Origin of the sequence: Butyrivibrio sp. FCS006 (genome assembly GCF_000424525.1) — a bacterium.
Taxonomy (GTDB): domain Bacteria; phylum Bacillota; class Clostridia; order Lachnospirales; family Lachnospiraceae; genus Butyrivibrio.
The window spans coordinates 728,637-749,410 of record NZ_KE384203.1 but is presented as its reverse complement, the minus strand read 5'-3'; the positions used below and the strand labels follow the sequence as shown (position 1 = coordinate 749,410).

Below are 20,774 nucleotides of genomic sequence, written 5' to 3'. Positions count from 1 at the left end.
AGCATATCACAAATTTGGTACCGAAATAACGATAAGTATTATGGGAGTGATTGGAAATTGGAAAAGAGATACAGGCTTTACTTTTACGGAATGGTACAGGGCGTGGGCTTTCGGTTCACGGCCATGCACGCTGCGAATATGTACAGGCTCACAGGATATGTCAGGAATGAGTACGACGGTTCCGTGACCTGCGAGGTGCAGGGCGAAGAAGAGGCCATTGACAGGTTCGTGGCAACTATCCGTAGTGGCAGGTTCATCGACATATCAGACATAGACCGGAAGGAACTTCCACTAATCCCTGATGAAAGGTCCTTTGATGTTAGGTTCAATTAATGAGCCCCGGGGACGGAGTCAAGGGCTCATTATCAGACAATAGAACCTAGGGATGAGTATTTTCAGATTATGATCCCTTGACTCCGTCCCCAGAGCTCATTTTTTTGGTACAATAGAATAAATATACCACTATATTGGAGGAGGTAAAAAAATGGGTAGTATCTTAGACGTAGCTGATATCATCAAAAAGATCAACGGCAACCAGGAGCTGATGGCGCAGATTGCCAAGGCTGATCCCAAGGAGGGAGTTGCTCTTCTGAAGAAGGCCAACATCGATGTTTCAGAGAATGACATCAAGAAGGTTCAGGCTGCTGTAGCTGACGGCAAGCTTGATCTTGGAGACATCAAGAACCTCGCCGGAGGACTGTTCAAGAAGTAAGAAAGTAAAAAGCGCCTTAGTTTAGTACTAAGGTGCTTTTTCTAAAAAAGAGGAAGAGTATATGAAAAAACTTGGATTCGGAACCATGAGATTACCTCGCCTAAACCCTGATGATCCTGCATCGATCGATATTGAGCAGTTCAAGAAGATGGCAGATCTTTTTATGGAGCGCGGATTTACGTATTTTGACACGGCTTATCCCTACCATCAGGAGTGCTCTGAAGGAGCGGTAAAAGAAGCTGTTGTAAGGAGATTTTCAAGAGACAGCTTTGTTCTTGCGGATAAAATGCCGATTCTGAGAGTTACGAAAACTGAGGATTATCAGATGTATTTCGACGAGCAGCTGCGTCGCTGCGGAGTCGATTATTTTGACTACTACCTGCTCCACAACCTGGGCAGAGACAGATATATCAATACTGAAAAGTTCGGTGGATTCCCGTTTATCGAGAAGCTTAAAAGAGACGGTTACGTCCGCAACATCGGATTCTCTTTTCATGATGATGCACAGACTCTTGACAGGATCCTGACTGACCACCCGGAGGTTGATTTCGTCCAGCTGCAGATCAACTATCTTGACTGGAACAGCATTGCCATCGAGTCCGGCAAATGCTACGAAGTGGCACAAAAGCACGGCAAAAAGGTCATGGTAATGGAGCCCGTAAAGGGCGGAGCTCTTGTGAAACTACCGGATGCAGCCATCGCTAAATTCAATGAGTTCTACGCGCCCATGAACAATCCGGCCCTGACCCCTGCATCTTTGGCCATCAGGTACGCAGCATCCCTCAGCGATGTGCAGATTGTCCTAAGTGGCATGAGCGACCTGGCGCAGCTCGACAACAACACCACATACATGCAGGACTTTAAGCCCCTCTCCGAAGAGGAGTACAAGCTTGTGGACGATATAACCGAGATCCTTGGCAGCACCGGAACCATCCAGTGCACCAGCTGCAGATATTGCACGGAAGTTTGTCCGAAGAACATCAACATCCCCGAGTATTTCGGGCTCTTTAACATGCACGCCGTAACCGGAAACAAGTCAAACATGTACTACGAGCGCTTCTCCATGAACCACGGCAAGGCATCGGAATGCATTAAGTGCGGCCTTTGTGAAAAGAACTGTCCTCAGCATATAGAAATCAGGAAGAAGCTCGAGAATTTTGCAGCACTATACGAACAAGAATGAGTCACTGGGGACGTTTCAGTTTGACTCATTTTGAGTCAAACTGAAACGTCCCCGGTGTCTCAAAATGAGATAAAGTGAAACGTCCCCGGTGTCTCAAAATGAGTCAAACTGAAACGTCCCCGGTGACTCATTTTAGTGTTTTGAAAACCGTCCATATATGGTAAGATGAATTATGCGTGACTGTATTTTTATGCATCACGGAGAAGGCAATCAATCAAATCATATTTATGGAGGTATTTATGGCAATGAACAAAGTAGTTGTTGCAGGCGGCGGTGTGTTGGGAACACAGATCGGTCTTATGTGCGCATATACCGGTCATGACGTTACGTTTTGGCTTAGAAGCGAGTCCTCAATCGGAAGAACAACTCCGAAGATCGAGCTCTACAGAAAAACTATGCTGGACGACCTGGCTGCAGCAAAAAACCTGATTGGCAATCCGCTCGGTAAGCTCCTTTATCCCAAGGGACTAATCACAAGCTGGGACGGAATCACTGCTGAGGCTATTGATGAGCTTATAGCCAAGGGCGAGAAGAACATGACAGACAATATACATATCGAGCTTGATATGGCTAAGGCCGTTTCAGGAGCAGATATTGTTATCGAATCCATGGCAGAGGATCCGGACGCCAAGATTGACGTATACGAGCAGATGAAGGACCTTCTTGATCCTGACACCATACTGGTAACCAATTCATCTACTCTTCTTCCAAGCATGTTTGCACAGTACACAGGAAGGCCTGAGAAGTACCTTTCACTGCACTTTGCCAACACCATCTGGAAGAACAACACAGCAGAGATCATGGGACATCCCGGAACAGATCCTGCAATTTACAACAAAGTCGTTGAGTTTGCAAAAGAGATCAACATGATTTCACTTGAGCTCAAGAAAGAGCAGCCCGGTTACATCCTTAACTCCATGCTGGTTCCATTCCTTTCGGCAGCTCAGGCTCTTTGGGCAAAAGAGGTAGCGGATCCCGAGACTATCGACCTTACATGGCGCCTTGCAACCGGCGCGCCCAAGGGACCTTTTGAGATCCTTGACATCGTAGGTCTTGAGACAGCTTACAACATCAACCAGATGAAGCCCGAGGCACAGGATCCCGATTCAACAATCCACAAGATCGGCCTTCTTCTTAAGGAGAAGATCGATAAGGGCGAGACAGGAATCAACGCCGGAAAAGGCTTCTACGAATACAAGAAATAATAAATAATAATGCAAAAGAGCTGCTGGCTCCCGAACATGGGGGTCAACAGCTCTTCATTTTTAGGCTATAATTGATACATTGGAACAATGAAAGAGGAGGCCTTGGGAGGAGATTATCTGAAATGGATTATATTCATACCGTTCAGTATTATGAGACTGATAAGATGGGGATCACCCATCATTCCAACTATATAAGGTGGATGGAGGAAGCGAGGGTCGATTTCCTCTCGCAGATAGGATGGGACTTTGCAAAGCTTGAGGCGATGGGGATTGTCTCGCCCGTGCTCAGCGTAAGCTGCGACTACAAGTTTCCGACCAAATTTTCGGAGAAGGTTTCAATCTGTGTTACAGTTAAAGAGTTTAAGGGCGTCAAGCTCTTTCTCGGATACGAAATGAAGAATGAGGAAGGCAGGACCGTTTGCAGCGGAACCACTTCCCATGCCTTCCTGAACACAGAAGGAAAGCCAATCAGGATGAAGCAGGAGTTTCCTGAATTTTATGAGACGCTCTGCAACCTGGTAAAAGAGATCTAAGACTGGAGAAAAATTATGAAAAAATCAGAACTGTTATTTGCAACCACTGCAACTATTGCGACATTGCTCATGGTAGGCTGCGGAAGCACTCAGCCCCAAGAGCCACAAACCACGGCCACAGCGGAAACACAGGTAACTACTGCTGAGAACCAGCCCCAATCAGAAGAGCCACAAACAAGTGCTGCTCAGCCTGAGGAGACACCTGCTCCCACAGCCCTCGGCACCCCTGAGGTAAAAGACGGAGTTTCCCGCGCTGGCGAAGACTGCGCGGAAGTATACTTTGAGTGGGCCCCGATTGAAGGCGCTGACGGCTACGAAGTATCCGTTGCCAACAAGTACTTTGCAGAAAAAGACTACCGCGAACCCGAAACCGTAGAGACCACCGAGCCTTCCTACGTCGACGGTGCGCAGGATTACTTTGATTTCCAGATAAAGGTCAGAGCATTCGCCGGAGCAGGTAGCGATAGAACCTACGGAGAGTGGAGCTCTTTTGCCGAAGGAAGTGTTTATGAGAAAAAGACCCTTACAGCCGGCGGACCACTTGGCGAGCTATCCATAACCGTCCCCGAGAGCTGGACCTGTGAAGTTTCGAAAGTTGGTGACGACAAGCTCGTTGCTGACGCCTACGGATTCATCCTTGCGCCTGATTCTGCAGATGAGGGACACATAGAGGTCTTTTGCTCAGAGAATTTCGGAGTTTGCGGAACAGGCCTTAAGAGTGAGGAGATAGAAATTGCAGGGCTCAAGGCGCACGTTGGCACCTATGACGAGCACGAGCACTGGGATTTCATAATAATTGGCGAGGACCAGCCACAGATGATCGCTCAGACCATTGGCTGCGATTCATGGTTTGGAAGCCAGTTCGAGGAGGCACAGGCTGTTCTTGACACGCTTAAACTTGACACAAGCAAGACGAAAGGATGAGGTATGAGAACACTTTTTATCGGAAACAGCCACACCTATTACAACGACATGCCCAAGATGTTTAAGGACATCTGCGCTGAGAACGGGATCGACATGCAGGTGACCATGCTGACCAAAGGCGGAATGGGCTTTGATTATCACGCAGAGAACGAGCAGACCAGGTTCAACATTTTGTTTGGGGACTACGACTTTATCATTCTGCAGCACGTTGCGCACCCCATGGGTGAGTACGAGGTCATGGAAGCAGCTGCCGACAAGCTCATGGGCTGGATCAGGCAGACTAAGGCCGTTCCCTGCTACTACATGACCTGGGCCGAGGAATACAACGAAGGTTATCAGACCGAGATGAGCGCAAGGTACAGGAAGCTTGGCGAAAGACATAACTGCCTTGTGGCACCTGTCGGCGAGAAATGGTGGGAAGAGGTTCACAAACATCCGGAAGTCGATCTGTTTTTTACCGACAGAAGACACGCTTCCCCGGCGGGTTCCAGGCTGATCGCCCAGACCATTTTTGATACGTTAAAAGACAAAATGAAATAATTTTCAAAATTCATGTAACCAACTACTATCAAACATCGCTATATAAAGTGAAGGCCTTAAAAGAAAGAGAGGATCATCTTAATGGATGACTCAGCAATTGTAGATCTTTACTTAATAAGAGATGAGACGGCTATATCACAGACATCGCAAAAATACGGAAACGGACTGCGCAGCATCGCCGGCAATGTCCTTGCGGATGCAGAGACGGCCAAGGAGTGCGAGAACGACGCATACCTTCAGACATGGAACCTGATTCCGCCAAACGAGCCCAGAAGCTATCTGTTCGCATTTGTCGGCAAGATCGTCAGGCACCTGGCAATCGACAGGCTTCGCCACGAGAGCAGGCAAAAGAGATCTGCCCGGTACTGCGAGCTATCGGACGAGATGCTTGAGTGTATCCCCGGAAGCACAGACGTTGCGGGTGAATTTGATGCAAAAGAGCTCTCGGAGTGCATTAACTCTTTTCTTGATTCCTGTACAGAGGAGCAGCGAAACATCTTCGTCAGAAGGTACTGGTACTTCGATTCCGTAACTGAGATTTGTCAAAGGTATTCCCTCCCCCAGAGCAAGGTCAAGACCACGCTCTTTAGGATGAGAGAGAAATTAAAAGGCCATCTCACAGACGGAGGATTCACTTTATGAACGAACATGATTTATTAGATGCAATTGGCGATATCGATCCAAAGCACATCGAAAGCGCAGGAGGCGCAGGAGGAAAGGGAAAGGCTAATGCTGCAAAGCGCAGTAACGTGGCGCGTTTCAGAAGCCTTTATCTGGCGGCAGCAGGTCTTTTGCTACTGGTGGTAGCAGGCGTGGTATTCAGAAATATCAGGCAGGTTCCCGCTACCGAAGAGGCACTTCCCGAGACGGATGAGATTACTACACTTCAGGCGCCTGCCACTGAGACAGAAAGCGTGTCGACCATGGGCGCGATCACTGAGCAGGCAGAAGAGACAGAAGAAGCAGTGGCAGTAGAGGCGGAGATTTCCGAGGATAGCCTTGATATGGACTTTAACAGCGCGCTTATAAACTTCATAGAAAGCTCAGGTTTTGAGAACCAGAACTACATGGTATCTCCAACTTCCTTCAGAGCTGCTCTGGCACTGGCAGTATCCGGCGCGGATAATGAGACCAAAGACCAGCTCCTTGAGGCTATGGGCTTTAAGAGCATGGAGGAGCTGACGACCTGGTACGAAGGTGTTTCTGCATCCGTCGATTCCTACAACGAGTGGCTTGAGTTTGCCAAGAAAGATTTCGAGGAATACAAGGAATATTACGGCGATGATGCCAAGGCACCGGAAGGAAGCTTTGACCTTCAGAACTCTATCTGGCGCAACACCAAGGCCAGTGGCAAGCTCTCCAAGAAGTACATCAAACTTGTAAAAGAGAACTTCGGCGCAACAGCAGAGAACGTAGCGCCCGACAAGATCACAGACAAGGTCAACTCATGGATCAACAAAAACACAAACGGCCTTATTCCGACCATCAGCAATGACCTTTCCTACGCAGACCTGATCCTTGTTAACACGCTCTACTTACGTGCCGGCTGGGTTAGCTCTTTTGAAGAATTTGCTACAAAAGAAGGCGACTTCACCACAATCTCCGGCGATGTTGTCAAAAAAGATTTCATGCATCAGCAAAGCCGGTTCATGTATTACGAGGATGAGAACGGCAAGTTCGTGGTTCTTCCTATGAATGGCGGAATCAATGCAGTCTTTATCCTTGGCGACGTGGAAGACGTTGTGGGCAAGATGGCAAGTGCGACGGCCGAGGAAGTTGCAGTTGCGCTTCCTAAATTCGAGGCAGAGACTGAGTTTAGTAATAACGAGCTGGTTGACTTCTGCAAGCAGCGCGGAGCAGCAGATGCCTTCACTGCAAACGCAGACTTCTCGCTGATGAGCGACGACATGTCAGTATTTATCTCCGACATCATTCAGAAGACCAAGATCAAAGTCGACGAAGAGGGCATTGAAGCTGCAGCAGCGACAGCTATCATGATGACTGAAGGCGCATTCTTAGAGCAGCCTGAGGTAAAAGAGTTTACCGCTGATGAGCCGTTTAAGTTCATGATTCTGACGGCATCTGAAGAACCGGAACTTCTTTTCTACGGACAGATCGTTGAATGATAATACAGTGCTAAAGCCTTATAAAAGGGCCTTTTCGAAAGAAAGGGCTCTTTTTTGTTAGCATAAACTAATAAATATTCACAAAAGTTGTTGACAATTAAATTGATATATGAGAATATGTCATGGTTAGCGAACGCTAACAACGAGGAGGGTAAAATGAAGAACAAAATCTTATCAACAATGCTTGCAGTCTCAATCAGCATGTTAGCAATGGCTTGCGGAGCTGCCGGCGAAATCAATACAACAGAAGAAACTGTAAACGAAGTAGAGACTGAAAAAACCGAAGCCGGTTCAGTGGAGGAAGCTGTTACGGATGAATTGTCCGAGAGCTCTTTTCCCATGACAATAACACACGGCCTCGGCGAGATAGTCCTTGAGGAGAAGCCGGAAAACGTAGTTGCCATCGCCTGGGGAAACCCTGATGTGCCTCTTGCTCTAGGCGTTATCCCGGTTGGAATCTCCGAGGCGAACTTCGGACCAAGAGATGAGAACGGCCTTCTTGCATGGACAGCCAAGGCTTTCGAAGATGCGGGCGTTACACCTAACGTCTTCGATGACACAGACGGATGGGACTACGAGGCAATTTCAGATTGCAACCCCGACGTCATCCTTGCTGCTTACTCAGGACTTAGTCAGGAGGAGTACGACAGACTCTCAGAGATCGCACCGGTTGTGGCTTACCCCGAGATCGCCTGGACAACAACCTGGCAGGAAGAGGCCATAAACGACGCCAAGGCCCTTGGTCTTGAGAAGGAGGGAAAAGAGCTTGTGGAAGAGACAGAGAAGCTCATCGCCGATAAGCTCACCCAGTATCCTGACCTTGCAGGCAAGAGAGTAGCTTTTGCATGGCTCTCTGAGGACGACCTTGGAACCTTCTACATCTACACAGGAAATGATCCAAGAGCAGCTTTTCTTTCAGACCTTGGACTTGTAACACCTGATAGCGTAAAGAGCCTTATCACCAGCGATCAGGATTTCTCAATTGCAGTAAGTGCTGAGAATGCAGATCTTTTAAATGATGTAGACATCATCATTACTTACGGTACAGAGTCCCTGGTTGATGCAATGCAGGCTGACGGAAGATTTGCAAATATCCCGGCGGTTAAGGACGGAGCGTTTGTACTTCTTGATTCCAACGATGTTCTTGCAGCAGCAAGCACACCTACAGTTCTTTCCATTCCTTATGCAATTGATGATTATTTGAAAGCTATAAACGATGCAGCACAGAAAATTCAGTAACAATCGCATATTTATTGCACTGGCAATTGAAATTTGTTTTGTCATTCTAAGTCTTTTTCTTTCCATATCCTATGGAAGCAAGAGTATTCCTTTTGGTGACACCATGAGCTACTTCACAGGTGGCATGACCGACGAATTTTTAAGTGCAGTTATCGCAGCCAGAATCCCAAGGACAGTCTTTGGGCTTCTGGCCGGTGCTGCCTTAGGGGTATCGGGTGCTCTTATGCAGGCAATAACAAGAAACCCCATAGCAGACCCCAGCATCCTTGGAGTAAACACGGGAGCTGCGCTGTTCGTGGTGGTTGGTATCGCCTATCTAAACATTTCCTCAGGCATCAGGTTAATAGGTATATCTTTTGCAGGAGCTCTTTTAACAGCACTGTTCGTATATGGCATTGCGTCTGTCGGGTACGGCGGAGCCAATTCCATTAAGCTGGCACTGGCGGGAGCTGCGGTTTCAACGGCCCTGGGAGCGCTGGTAAATACCATCATGCTTCCGGATACGCAGGTCATGAAGCAGTTCAGGTTCTGGCAGGTGGGCAGCATCAGCGTAGCAACCTGGGAGGACATAAAGCTCATCGTTCCTTTCCTGGTGATTGGTGTTGTCTGCGCAGTTGTGCTGGCATCGCCCTTAAATGCCATGGCTCTTGGAGATGAGATGGCAATATCCCTGGGCGTCAAAGTCGGAGTTGTCAGGATGTTTGCAGCCCTTGCAGGCGTTATTCTCTGCGCTTCGGTCACGGCTCTTGCTGGACCCATCGGCTTTGTGGGACTTATGCTTCCCCACATTTTCAGGCAGCTCTTTGCCAGCGACTTAAGGCTTGTAATCCCCATGTCGGCCATCGGCGGAGCGGGACTTCTTACTTTTTCGGATGTCCTGGGAAGAGTCCTTGGAAGGCCCGGAGAGCTGGAAGTTGGCATCATCACTGCGATAGTCGGTGCACCTGTTTTTATTTGGATTGTATGTAAGACAAAGGCTAAGAGTATATGACAAAGAACCTTGAACATGATCTTAGAAATATATATAGAAAACACAGCCGCCTGAACACCGCTTGTATAGTGGCTTTGCTGGTGATCATTGCCGCACTTGGAGTGCTGATGATGACCCTGGGCAATACCAATTATTCGTTAAAAGAGGTGCTGGCTTACCTTTTAAGATCTGAGAGCAAAGGTGCGGCTTACAACATAAAGACCATAAGGCTTCCTAAACTTATTGTGGGAGGCTTTGCGGGATTTGCGTTTGGAATTTCCGGATACACTTTCCAGAATTTACTAAGGAATCCGCTGGCGTCACCTGATATCATCGGAGTTTCTGCAGGGTCTTCCGCAGCAGCGGTGTTCTGCATTCTGATCCTTGGAATAAGCGGACCGGCGGTGACTTTTTTCGCTGTGGCAGCAGGACTTCTCATCACGACTGTGATCTTTGTGCTGTCGGGCAGAGGAAGCTTTTTTGGCAGCAGGATGATCCTCATCGGAATTGGAATTCAGGCGGTTTTGAATGCGCTTATTTCCTGGATGTTGCTGGTGGGCTCTGAATATGATGTGGCAACGGCACTTAGGTGGCTTCGAGGAAGCCTTAATCTGGTGCAGATGAGCGATGCTCTGGGAATTACGCTGGTCACTGTGATTTGCAGCGCTCTGCTACTTATCTGCAACAGGTATCTGAGGATGATGCAGCTGGGAGATGAGTATGCGACAACTCTTGGAGTTCCGCTCTCGGCAGTGAGATTCTGCTGTATGTTGTGCGCGCTAGTGCTTAGCGCAACTGCTGCGTCGATCACTGGACCCATTGCATCGGTTGCGTTTTTATCAGGACCCATCGCCGGCAAATGCACCAAGAACGGTAAGAACGCCATGGCAGTTGCCGGACTTATCGGAACCATACTTGTTTATGCATCGGAACTTGTTGGGAAAAACATGTTTGAAACCAAGTATCCTGTTGGCGTTGTCACGGGACTTTTGGGAGCACCTTATCTTTTGTTTTTGCTGCTTAACCTTAACAGGAAGGGAGAAAAGATCTAATGGATGGATTTGCACTTAGTCATGATTTCTGCGCAAGAAACATCAGCGCAGGATATGAAGAAAACCTAATATTAAAGGATTTGGACATCATCGTTCCTGCAGGGAAATTCAGCGTGCTGATAGGTCCCAACGGCTGTGGTAAGTCAACTCTTTTAAAGAGCTTTGCGCGCCTCTTAAAGCCAAAGGATGGCGACGTGGTACTGGACGGGAAGTCAATCTATGACATTCCGACACAGCGTTTATCCAAGCAGATAGGTCTTTTGCCCCAGTCGCCGATTGTTCCGGCGGGCATAACCGTGGCGGATCTGGTTGCAAGGGGAAGGTTCCCGTATCAGAATCTCTTCGGACAGCTCTCAAAGGCAGATTACAAGGCGATTGCCGACGCCATGGAGGCCATGGGGATTGCGGACCTTGCGGATAAGAGCGTGGATTCATTGTCCGGCGGACAGAGGCAGAGGGTGTGGATCGCGCTGGTGCTGGCGCAGGATACGGACATTCTTCTTCTGGATGAGCCGACAACCTATCTGGACATCACTTATCAGGTGGAGATCCTGGACTGTCTTGCGATGCTTAATAAGACCAAAAAGACTACAATCGTTGCGATCCTTCACGACATAAATCTCTCGATCAGATACGCCGACCACATCTTTGCCATGAAGAGAGGCAGACTCATTGCCGAGGGCGAGCCAAGGGAGATCATCACGCCTGAGCTTATGATGGAGGTTTACGGCATGGAGAGCGACATCATCACAGATCCTGCCACGGGAGACCCTTACGTTATCCCAAGAAGTAAGGCCTGCTGAAAGTGAGCCCTGGGGACGGAGGTAGCGGACCAAAGGTGAACCCCGGGGACGGAGTCAGTGGCTCATTATCAGATAATTAACTGCTAGAAAAATAACTTTCAGATAATGAGCCACTGACTCCGTCCCCGGGGCTCACTTTTGGTCCGCTACCTCCGTCCCCAGGGCTCATTTGGCGTATTGGAAATTTGACTGTCGTAAGGCGGCTGTCTTGGTGTAGAATAGGGGTTGAATTGGAGGCTGACATGGAAGAAATTTTTGATATAACTGATGATAACGGAGTTCCTACAGGCGAGACAGTGACCAGGTCAAAGGCTCATGAAGAAGGAATTCCTCATAGAACTGCACACATTTGGATTGTAAGAAAAGAAGGGGATTCTTATCAGGTTCTTCTCCAGAAAAGAAGCGCTGAGAAAGAGTCTTTTCCCGGTATGTACGACACTTCGTCTGCAGGCCATATCCAGGCAGGAGATGAGCCTCTTGAGTCTGCAAGGCGTGAGCTCTTTGAAGAACTTGGCATAAAGGCGGAAGACGGTGATCTGACATTTGCGGGAAGATTTCATATAAAGTACGCCATGCCATTTCACGGGAAGATTTTTAATGACAATGAAGTGGCATTTGTTTATGTCTACGAAAAGCCTGTGGATGCTGAGCGCCTGGTGCTTCAGGAAGAAGAGGTGGAAGAAGTAAAGTGGTTTGACATAGACGAAGTTGTCCGCGGGTGTGAGCACCGCGACGGTACTTTCTGTGTGCCAACGGAGGGGCTTGATATCGTGCTGGAATACCTGGGACTTAAGAGTGGGTTTAAGGTTGACAGGCAGAGAGTCAAGGAGCAGTTTGCCTCTTATACAAGAAACTACGATCCGACTGATTCCAAGATTGCGCTGAAGATTGCGCATACTTACAGAGTTGCTGACAACTGCGAACAGATCGCAAGGTCAATTGGCCTTTCTGATGAGGATGTGGAGTTTGCCTGGCTTTCGGGGATGCTTCACGATATCGGAAGATTCGAGCAGGTGAAGAGGTACAACACCTTCATTGATTCTCAGTCCGTTGATCACGCTGAGTTCGGTGCGGACCTTCTTTTTGGAGGCGATAAGCTGATTTTTAGTTATGTTGATGACAGGTCCAGAGATGGTCAGCTCGAGACCGTAATAAGACAGCACAATAAGTACAGGATTGATGAGAAAGTTTCGGGAAAGACCCTTGTCTTTTGCAATATACTCCGTGACGCGGATAAGGTCGATATCCTTCGGGTAAACGTAGAGACCCCGATGGAGGAAATCTACAACGTCACTGAGGACGAGCTTCTGACCTCCGGGGTCTCTGATATTGTCATGGAACATGTGAGAGAACATCACGCAATTCCAAGAGATATTATGGTTTCTCCTGCGGAGCACCTTATCGGACACATCGCCCTTACCTTTGAACTGGTCTACCCAAAGAGCTGGGCGCTTGCCAAAGAGCAGGGCTACCTTAACAAAATGTTCGACTTCCCAACCCGGAACGATAGCACCAAAGCCGCCCTCATTGAAACCCGCCACGAACTCGAGCACCTCAGCGTATGAGTCACCGGGGACGTTTCACTTTGTCTCATTTTGAGTCACCGGGGACGTTTCACTTTGACTCATTTTGAGTCACCGGGGACGTTTCATTTTGTCTCATTTTGAGTCAATGGGGACGGTTCTCTTTGACTCCCTGGATGGTGTTAGTACTTGAAGGAGAATTCGTAGGTCTCGTTGGTGTTAACGACTGCTCCGTCAGATACTGATGCGTAGAAGGATGCGCCAAGTGCGAAGCAGTCGATTCTTCCTTCTACTGATCCGTCATCGCTTACAAAAGAGATGTACTCTGACTCGGGGGCGTCTTCTGTTGATCCATATCCGATAAGCTCTTTTGAATTATCAAAGTGGATCTTGATAGCGTAGGAGCCACCTTCCATGCCTTCTGTGATGAGAATATAGCTATCACCTGCGTAGTCGCCGTAGTATCCACAAGGTGAGTTGTCGGGGAATGAGAAAGCAACATCTCCGGTTACATCCGCAAGAGTGCTGGCAAGGACGTAGGCTTCTCTCTTAAAGCGCATGGCTTCATTGTAGGAATACATTGTAGGATAGATGCTTCCGCCTTCGTATACATAGGTCATCTTCTCTGCCATGGAAGGCACGTATTTGAGCCAATTTTCATATTCTGAATAGATGCTGTTATAGTTCTCGCTGTCTTTTTCTTTGAGTCTGTCGAGAAGACTTGTAACTTCATCTTCCCATACCAGTGTTTCCCACTGGCAAAGGCAGTTCATCTCTGCCTGATCTGATGCGTTCGCTGTCATATCCGCATATTTGTCATAAAGTTTGTTTACGGCTACGAGTTCATCTGTAAGTGAATCTGACGCAAGAGCTGCGATCTCGGATTTGATCTGCTCGGTGTAGTCGTCGGTCTCTGCTGAAGTCTGGTTTGCGCTATCTGCGCCATCTGTGTTGCCTGCAGTGTTTGCGTCTACGTTTCCGGCTGCGTCTGCATTGGCGTTCTGGCCTGATGCGTCGCCTGCTTCCTGATTTGATCCTTCGTTCTGATCAATCTTCTCAAAAACGCTACTGCTTTCATCCGGAGCAGAAGCATCTTTTCCGCATCCGCTCATGACAAGAGTCATGGCGATAAGTGCCAGTATCAGTTTCCTTTTCATAATATTTCCTCCTCGCATAAAGCTCTTTTACAAAAAAATACTTAAAAAAGGGTAGCACGTATAATGATTTAGTGCAAATTTGGGGAGTCAATGTGGACGGTTCTGTTTGACTCCTTTTTGATCCCTGGGGACGGAGTCAAGGGCTCATTTTTTGGTCCCCGGGGACGGGGGTTAGGGACCATTTTCGGAAGAGTGGGCCGATTTTGCATCACAAGGCCCCGATCTTTTGGGCGTTGGTTGGAAACGTAATTTCGACCACCCCACAACTTCCTCCCATACAAAAAATAGTTGGAATTTGCAAAAAAGATTTTCCTGCTTTCATAAACAATTACATCACATGGCATCCGTAGGCCAAGTGTTGTGATGTAGGATGAGCGTTAGGAATCATATTATTTTGATCCATGGCTTGGAAAAGAGCTTGTAATTTCCAACTAATTTTTATATAGAGAATTCTTGTGATGCATTTCAAAAATCGATTCAAACCATGAAACCAATATTTCCTTTTTGTGATGTAGTTTGGCCGGCATTTACTATAAAGTGACCACTGGATTAGTCCCTAAGGACCGAAAAGCAAGTCAAAAGAACCGTCCCCCTGACTCAAAAGGAGTCAAAGAGAAACGTCCCCGGTGACTCAAAATGAGACAAACTGAAACGTCCCCGGTGACTCATTTGCTTAAATGGGGGAAATGAGATTAAATGGAAGTAACACTGTAAACTGTAAACAGTCAGTAGGATTACCGAATAAAAGTGGAGCGATCATGAAAAATAAGAAATTGAAATATATCATAAGTACCCTATTACTCACAACCATAATAGGGTGTGGAAGTAATACAACCGCGAATACAGAAGCAGATCCTGGACAAGAGAAACCCAATGCGGAGGCCACAACAGAGACCGAACCCGGCGCCACCCAAGATGCAGACTCCGCCCAAGACGCAGCCGTAGCCCAAGACATAGCCCCCACCAATCCCATCTCCGACGAAGACTTCTACGCAGAAATCCTGGACTTGAACTACTATGTCCTTCTTGACCAGGAGGTGTACGACAACTTTTACCTGCCGTATTCCATGCTGACCTACGCCTATTCCGTGGACGGCTACGACAAAGAAAAAGCCCTTGATTACTCAGGCTATGGCTTTGAGGACCTGGACGGCGACGGTATGAACGAGCTGATCATCGGCAACATCTCCGATGACCCCAAGCTCGATAAGATGATCTACACAATATGCACCAGGCATAACAATGTGCCCTATGGCGTGGTTGCCAGCACTGATTACACTAATTACTACCTGTGCTCCGGCAAGTTCATCGGCTATGAGCAGCACGGCTCCAAGTGGTACAACGAGGCAGGACTCTATGAGTTCACATCAGATGATCTCGGAACGACGCTGATTACCGGCGTTAAATCTGGTAGGGCTGACGATGACAGCATAACCTGGACGAAAACGGATGTCTCCGGAAATGAGTTCAAGATCACAGAGGACGAGGCACAGAAGGCCATGGAAGAGTACAGAGGCAGGAGAATTGCTCCGACGCTGACTGCTTTTTCAAATTACAAGCCACAAAACCCTGAAGATTACTACGACGGCGCAGCGCATTCCACCTTCGGAAAAGGTTACGATTCCTGGAATGAGGGCTTCCTGGCTTACCTTGAGGAGCGCATGCCTGAGGACCTCATGGATATGTCTTTTGCCCTTATATATGTCGATGACGACGATGTGCCAGAGCTCGTGATTGATTCAGGGTTTGAGGCCGGTGGCTGCCAGATCCTGTCCTTCTATGACGGAACCGTAAGAGAACTGCAGACCGCTAGGCTCTACTTTACATATATTGAAAAGAGTGGGCTCCTCAATAACTCTGAAGGCCACATGGGCTACTACTACGACTATGTCTACAAGCTTGATAAGGGGCTTTGGAAGCTGGTGCTAAGCGGCGATTACTATGAGCTTGATGAGAACGCCACCGAAGAGGATCAGATGTACAACGAAGAGACAGGCAGATTCAGGACGCTTCACTATGCCATCGACGGTGAGGAGACTGACGAGGAGACCTACATGGCACGGCTCAGGGAAGTTTATGATCTTGATAAGGCAAAAGACCCTTCGAGCTACCTCCGCATTGATGACCTGAAATCATATCTTTCCACCGGCAAGTACGTCTCCGATGGCCACAGATACGAGCTTGTGATCGAGGACTGCACCTGGGAAGAGGCAGCCAAAAAGTGCGAGGAAAAAGGCGGCTATCTCGCCTGCCTTACTACCGATGAGGAATTTGAGATAATTGACGATCTTATCAGATCAGAAGATAAGCTGAACAATGTCTTTTACATAGGTGCAAACCGTATAGACAGCTTCTCATGGCATTGGACGGAAAAGGGTCTTACCCAAAACGAGTGCGTTGGCAACGGCTATTGGAAACACTGGCTTGACGGAATGCCGAGCTATTCGGATAAGCTTCCGGACGGTACTGAGATTGACGAGGAATATGCGGAATATTTCTACAGAAAGTCCGAGGACAAGTTCTATATGAACGACATTCCAAACGACGTTATCGGAAACTACCCCAGCTACAAAGGCCGCATGGGCTACATTTGCGAGTACAACTAAACTCAAGTCAGACTTGAATTAATTATTGAAACTTAAACCCCTGCTCTATAGAATATAAGTGGAATCTGAAATACCATAAAGGCATCAAAGAAAACGGAGGATGCAAATGAGTATCGGTTCAAATATCAAGGCGTTTAGAGAGGAAAGAAAGCTTACGCAGGAACAGGTTGCGGAGGCTTTGGGAATTTCTTTTCAGGCTGTTTCTTCCTGGGAAAGAGATGAGTACAACCCGGACACGGACAAGCTGATAAGGCTCGCGGAGGTGCTTGGCGTGTCGGTTTCAGCCCTGGTGGAGGAGAAGCAGAAATTCTTCAAGACCAAGGAAACCATTTATGACTGGGAGCACATGAAGACCTACGTCAAGACCACCGCCAGAAATCTTAAGCTCCCCAATACGCTAAAGGCCGTGGACTTCGCAGTCAAGGCCCATGAGGGGCAGAACAGAAAGCGCTCAACGACGCCGTACATCTATCACCCGCTGAACCTGGCCTGTCATGCGCTGTCCATGGATATTCATGAAGATGAAATTATTGCTGCATGTCTTTTGCACGATGTTGTTGAAGACTGCAAGATCGGCGTGAATGACCTCCCGGTGAATGAGGAGACAAAAGAGCTTGTAAGGCTCCTTACCTGTGAAAAGACAAATGACGAGAACCGCCACGAGATCATCAGCAGGTACTATAAAGAGATCATGACAAACCCCAAGGCAGCTCTGATCAAGTGCATGGACAGGTGCAACAACCTGACAACCATGTCCTGGGGCCTCTCCCGCGAGAGGATCTACAGGATGATAAAAGAGACTGATGAGTTCTACCCGGGGCTTCTGCAGGTAATAAAGGATACCACCGAGTACAACAACGCAGCATGGCTCCTCAAGTACCAGATCGAGAGCATGCTGGATATATATAAGAGACTTTTGTGAAAAATCACTCATGTTTCAATCTTAAGAAAATCTTAAAGATTTCCTTTTGCTTTTGTGCTATCATCTTCTTGGAATTTGGGATATCAGGCATTGATCATCAATGCCAATCCCACACCAATTCTGAATTCTTAGGCATTTCGCCAGAAATTCATGTTGCAGGGCACAGACCCTAATTTTATAATAAAGGAGATGAAATATTGCTAGAAACAGAAAAGGGAACTATTAACAACAAACACAAGGACAGACTCTTCAACTACATTTTTGGCAGGGAAGAGAATAGAAAGTGGACACTTCAGCTATACAACGCTGTGAACGGATCCCATTATGAGGATGCTTCTGCTATAGAGTTTAATACTCTTGAAGATGTGCTATATATAGGAATGAGAAATGATACATCATTTCTTGTTTCAGATGTTATGAGCGTTTATGAGCATCAGAGCAGTTATAACCCCAATATGCCACTTAGGATGATGCAATACGTTGGAAACTTGTACTCGAAATATTTGGCACGAAACAAGCTTAATAAGTATGGATCATCTTTAATCAAATTACCAACGCCTAAATTGGTTGTGTTCTATAATGGAAGAACCGACGTTGATGATGAAGTCATTCTTAAATTAACTGATTCTTTTGATGAGAATAGTCGTGCATTATCTGACATTGAAGTAAAGGTCAGAATGCTCAATATCAACTATGGACGTAATGCAGACCTGCTTAGAGCATGTAAGCCATTGGAAGAATATTCATGGTTTATAAACAGGATTAATGAGATTCTGTTTGATCAGGATCCAAAGGATATTGTTATTGCAACTAAAACAGCAATTGATGAGATACCAATGGACTTTGAAATCAGATCTTTCCTGATTTCGCATAAAGCGGAGGTAACAGGCATGCTGGACACTGAATATAATGAGGCGGAGATAAAAGAATTATTCGTTGAGGAAGGACTCCAAAAAGGCATTATTGGATGCGTAGAACTGCTTCGCTCGTTAGGATTGGATGATGTAGTTATAGCTGAAAAAATTATCCAACAATACTCTCTTACTAAGGAAGAAGCAGCAAAATACTTGAATTAGTTAATCTCAAAGGGGAGATAGCAATAGGCTATTTCCCTATTGTTAAATATGGAGTCAAAGAAGGAACATTGATTATGAATTCAATTTTGATAAAAGACACAACCAGAGAAGAAAGAGAGCGCATCGTTGCTGAGTCCATCGGCAACATCAGCGGATCCTGCGATGGATGCATGTCCGGGCTTGCGGATATGTACCAGGACTACATTGACGGCAAAAAAGAGATCCGCGAGATCAACATGGAGTTCAGGGCGCACTATGAATCCGGTGTTGACGGCCCCGAGAAGGCAGATTGCGGATATAAATTATGAGGAGCCGGAAGCAGTGGAAAGCCGGCACAAAGAGCCTTATTCTGGAAAAGACAGGTGGACTCTGCGCACGCTGTGGCAAGCCGGTAACTCCCGATAAAGTGACAATCGATCACTTCGTCCCGAAGTACCATGGCGGAGGCGATGACGACAGAAACCTCCTTCCTTTGTGCAAGAACTGCAATAAACAAAAGGGCTCCAGAGTGGTGACGACAGAGGAGTACTACCCATACTTAAAAGACACTTACCGCCTTAAGGCCGATGAATACAAGAACGAATGGGAACGGGGGATTTAAGGGGCATGAGCATATTTGATCTGTTTAAGAAAAAGAAAATTGCCGTATCCGAAGTAAATGCGCAGGAAGAATTGTCAAAACCGGCAGCCGGAAAGTCCGGCAAGTCCAAGCGCAAGACCCTGCCCAAAGACCTTGAGGAGTACATTACGGATGACGAAGCGGTAAAAGCGGTTTTTGAAAAGTGCGACATCAATGCCTACGGTACTTATAACAAGGGAAATATTTTCTCGTATCTGATCTCTGAAGATATGATCAAATGGTGCATAGAGCAGGGGGCTGATATCAACTACATCGACCGGTTTGGGAGTACACCCTTGATGCACCATCTGAGTTACGGCAACAAAGAACATGAAAAAGAGGCGCTCCTTCTTATTGCGAATGGTGCAGACATACACTACACGGCTAAGATGCATAAGGAGAGTGCGATTTTCAAGGCGGTACAATCCAAAAGAATTGAAGCTGTTGAAACGCTGATCGCAGCAGGTGCAGATCTTTATCAGAAGAACTTGTATGATCATACTCCTCTTGAAAATGCATTTTGTAATGCAAGGCCAATAGATATACCGGAGCTGGTGCCGGTAACTGAGCTTCTGCTCGGGAAAGGCGTGCCGGTCACTGAAACTCTTAAAGCCGAATATATAAAAGCAGCCAAGGATGCAGAGTTCAGAAGGAGTAGTATAAACCCGGATTTTGTGCCGGAGCTTGATGCCGCAATGGACAGACTGTATGAACTTCTGGATGTGGAGCGCGTCCCAAGAAGGCAGCAGTACGACGGCAAGAGTGAGATACGCCCCAAATCCGACACCTGGCAGAAGCAGCACGCCGAGCTTTGGGAACTTCTTGTTCCGGGAAGCGGCCATGCATCAACTGTCCAGGGCGAAGTCATTAGGATATCGGGGAAGGTGTGCTACGAGATTCTTGATAATGGCTGCATGAACTGGGACTCAGACTATCAGAAGCTTGTAAAAGCTTTCGTCAAATATCTCGATATGGGGCAGAAGCTTTCGGACGAAGAGCGTGCAGAGATAGCCGAGATCACAAAGGGCATTAAGGACAGAGATGAAAAAGACCTGAACAGACTTACGGAGCTTGGCGTAAAATGGGTGACTTTAAACCCTATGCCGATAGCGCTTGAAAGTGTAGAATACAAGAGATAAGCAAACATGAACAGGAAGATAGTAAACGTAGTCGCAGCCGTGATTTGCGACGATTACCATAAAAAGACCAGAATATTCGCAACGCAGCGCGGATACGGAGAATACAAGGACGGATGGGAATTTCCCGGAGGCAAGATCGAGGCGGGCGAGACCCCGGAGGATGCCCTAAAAAGGGAGATAAGAGAGGAGCTGGGGGCTGAGATTGAAGTCCACGACCTCATCGACGTCATAGATTATGACTACGATACCTTTCACCTTCACATGAACTGCTACTGGGCGACCCTCGCAGGAGGCGAGCTTAAGCTCCTTGAGCACGAGGCGGCCAAATGGCTCGGCAGTGCAGATCTTGAGAGCGTTGAGTGGCTCCCGGCAGACCTTTCGCTCCTTCCAAAGCTCTCAGCCGCCATGCAGACGAGCTGACACAACCTGGCAGACGAGCTGACGC

General features: G+C 47.4%; 22 protein-coding genes. 21 read left to right on the top strand and 1 reads right to left on the bottom strand.

Going from position 1 to position 20,774, the window contains the following annotated elements; translation table 11 throughout:
* Positions 1–57 precede the first annotated feature (57 nt).
* From G633_RS0110600 to G633_RS20400, 14 genes are all read left to right on the top strand, one after another.
* Positions 58–333 (top strand): acylphosphatase, encoded by a 276-nt coding sequence (locus tag G633_RS0110600; protein WP_026519898.1) that lies wholly within the window; start codon positions 58–60, stop codon positions 331–333.
* 151 nt (positions 334–484) lie between these two features.
* Positions 485–712 carry a hypothetical protein gene (locus tag G633_RS0110595; RefSeq protein WP_026519897.1) on the top strand — a complete coding sequence of 76 codons (228 nt, stop codon included), beginning with the start codon at positions 485–487 and terminating at the stop codon, positions 710–712.
* A gap of 61 nt (positions 713–773) precedes the next feature.
* A complete protein-coding gene (locus G633_RS0110590; protein ID WP_026519896.1) occupies positions 774–1,895 on the top strand; it encodes an aldo/keto reductase in 1,122 nt (373 codons plus the stop codon).
* 239 nt (positions 1,896–2,134) lie between these two features.
* Complete coding sequence (locus G633_RS0110585; RefSeq protein WP_026519895.1) at positions 2,135–3,100, top strand: 3-hydroxyacyl-CoA dehydrogenase; 966 nt, start codon at positions 2,135–2,137, stop codon at positions 3,098–3,100.
* Positions 3,101–3,222: 122 nt separating this feature from the next.
* On the top strand, positions 3,223–3,633 hold the full coding sequence (locus G633_RS0110580) for an acyl-CoA thioesterase (protein WP_026519894.1): 411 nt from the start codon (positions 3,223–3,225) through the stop codon (positions 3,631–3,633).
* 15 nt (positions 3,634–3,648) lie between these two features.
* A complete protein-coding gene (locus tag G633_RS0110575) occupies positions 3,649–4,557 on the top strand; it encodes a hypothetical protein (protein ID WP_026519893.1) in 909 nt (302 codons plus the stop codon).
* Positions 4,558–4,560: 3 nt separating this feature from the next.
* Positions 4,561–5,097, top strand: a complete 537-nt coding sequence (locus G633_RS18135; RefSeq protein WP_051200113.1) for an SGNH/GDSL hydrolase family protein — start codon at positions 4,561–4,563, stop codon at positions 5,095–5,097.
* A gap of 81 nt (positions 5,098–5,178) precedes the next feature.
* Complete coding sequence (locus G633_RS0110565) at positions 5,179–5,739, top strand: RNA polymerase sigma factor (RefSeq protein ID WP_035771072.1); 561 nt, start codon at positions 5,179–5,181, stop codon at positions 5,737–5,739.
* Entirely contained in the window at positions 5,736–7,223 is a 1,488-nt protein-coding gene (locus tag G633_RS0110560; RefSeq protein ID WP_026519891.1) for a serpin family protein, read from the top strand. Before G633_RS0110565 ends, G633_RS0110560 begins: the two co-directional genes overlap by 4 nt.
* A gap of 156 nt (positions 7,224–7,379) precedes the next feature.
* Positions 7,380–8,462, top strand: coding sequence for an iron-siderophore ABC transporter substrate-binding protein (locus G633_RS0110555; RefSeq protein ID WP_026519890.1), 1,083 nt, complete (start codon positions 7,380–7,382; stop codon positions 8,460–8,462).
* Positions 8,440–9,453 (top strand): FecCD family ABC transporter permease, encoded by a 1,014-nt coding sequence (locus G633_RS0110550; protein WP_026519889.1) that lies wholly within the window; start codon positions 8,440–8,442, stop codon positions 9,451–9,453. Before G633_RS0110555 ends, G633_RS0110550 begins: the two co-directional genes overlap by 23 nt.
* Positions 9,450–10,484: a FecCD family ABC transporter permease gene (locus tag G633_RS0110545; protein ID WP_026519888.1), complete on the top strand. Its 1,035-nt coding sequence runs from the start codon at positions 9,450–9,452 to the stop codon at positions 10,482–10,484. Before G633_RS0110550 ends, G633_RS0110545 begins: the two co-directional genes overlap by 4 nt.
* The gene (locus G633_RS0110540) at positions 10,484–11,287 is read left to right on the top strand and encodes an ABC transporter ATP-binding protein (protein WP_035771070.1); all 804 of its coding nucleotides are present in this window, start codon (positions 10,484–10,486) and stop codon (positions 11,285–11,287) included. Before G633_RS0110545 ends, G633_RS0110540 begins: the two co-directional genes overlap by 1 nt.
* Before the next feature lie 242 nt (positions 11,288–11,529).
* On the top strand, positions 11,530–12,852 hold the full coding sequence (locus G633_RS20400) for an NUDIX domain-containing protein (RefSeq protein WP_330363349.1): 1,323 nt from the start codon (positions 11,530–11,532) through the stop codon (positions 12,850–12,852).
* Between the two features lie 140 nt (positions 12,853–12,992).
* On the opposite strand, the gene G633_RS0110525 is transcribed toward G633_RS20400, so the two are convergent.
* Positions 12,993–13,967, bottom strand: coding sequence for a hypothetical protein (locus G633_RS0110525; RefSeq protein ID WP_026519885.1), 975 nt, complete (start codon positions 13,965–13,967; stop codon positions 12,993–12,995).
* A 758-nt stretch (positions 13,968–14,725) separates the two neighbouring features.
* On the opposite strand from G633_RS0110525, the gene G633_RS0110520 reads away from it, so the two are divergent.
* From G633_RS0110520 to G633_RS0110485, 7 genes are all read left to right on the top strand, one after another.
* Entirely contained in the window at positions 14,726–16,573 is a 1,848-nt protein-coding gene (locus G633_RS0110520) for a C-type lectin domain-containing protein (protein WP_026519884.1), read from the top strand.
* 106 nt (positions 16,574–16,679) lie between these two features.
* The gene (locus G633_RS19340) at positions 16,680–17,495 is read left to right on the top strand and encodes a helix-turn-helix domain-containing protein (RefSeq protein WP_051200112.1); all 816 of its coding nucleotides are present in this window, start codon (positions 16,680–16,682) and stop codon (positions 17,493–17,495) included.
* A 197-nt stretch (positions 17,496–17,692) separates the two neighbouring features.
* Complete coding sequence (locus G633_RS18115) at positions 17,693–18,571, top strand: hypothetical protein (RefSeq protein ID WP_035771066.1); 879 nt, start codon at positions 17,693–17,695, stop codon at positions 18,569–18,571.
* Positions 18,572–18,645: 74 nt separating this feature from the next.
* A complete protein-coding gene (locus G633_RS0110500; protein WP_026519883.1) occupies positions 18,646–18,879 on the top strand; it encodes a hypothetical protein in 234 nt (77 codons plus the stop codon).
* On the top strand, positions 18,876–19,172 hold the full coding sequence (locus tag G633_RS18110; protein ID WP_035771064.1) for an HNH endonuclease: 297 nt from the start codon (positions 18,876–18,878) through the stop codon (positions 19,170–19,172). The genes G633_RS0110500 and G633_RS18110 overlap by 4 nt, the downstream gene beginning before the upstream one ends.
* Before the next feature lie 5 nt (positions 19,173–19,177).
* Positions 19,178–20,329, top strand: a complete 1,152-nt coding sequence (locus G633_RS0110490; RefSeq protein WP_035771061.1) for an ankyrin repeat domain-containing protein — start codon at positions 19,178–19,180, stop codon at positions 20,327–20,329.
* A 6-nt stretch (positions 20,330–20,335) separates the two neighbouring features.
* Positions 20,336–20,749 (top strand): (deoxy)nucleoside triphosphate pyrophosphohydrolase, encoded by a 414-nt coding sequence (locus G633_RS0110485; RefSeq protein WP_026519881.1) that lies wholly within the window; start codon positions 20,336–20,338, stop codon positions 20,747–20,749.
* Positions 20,750–20,774 lie beyond the last annotated feature (25 nt).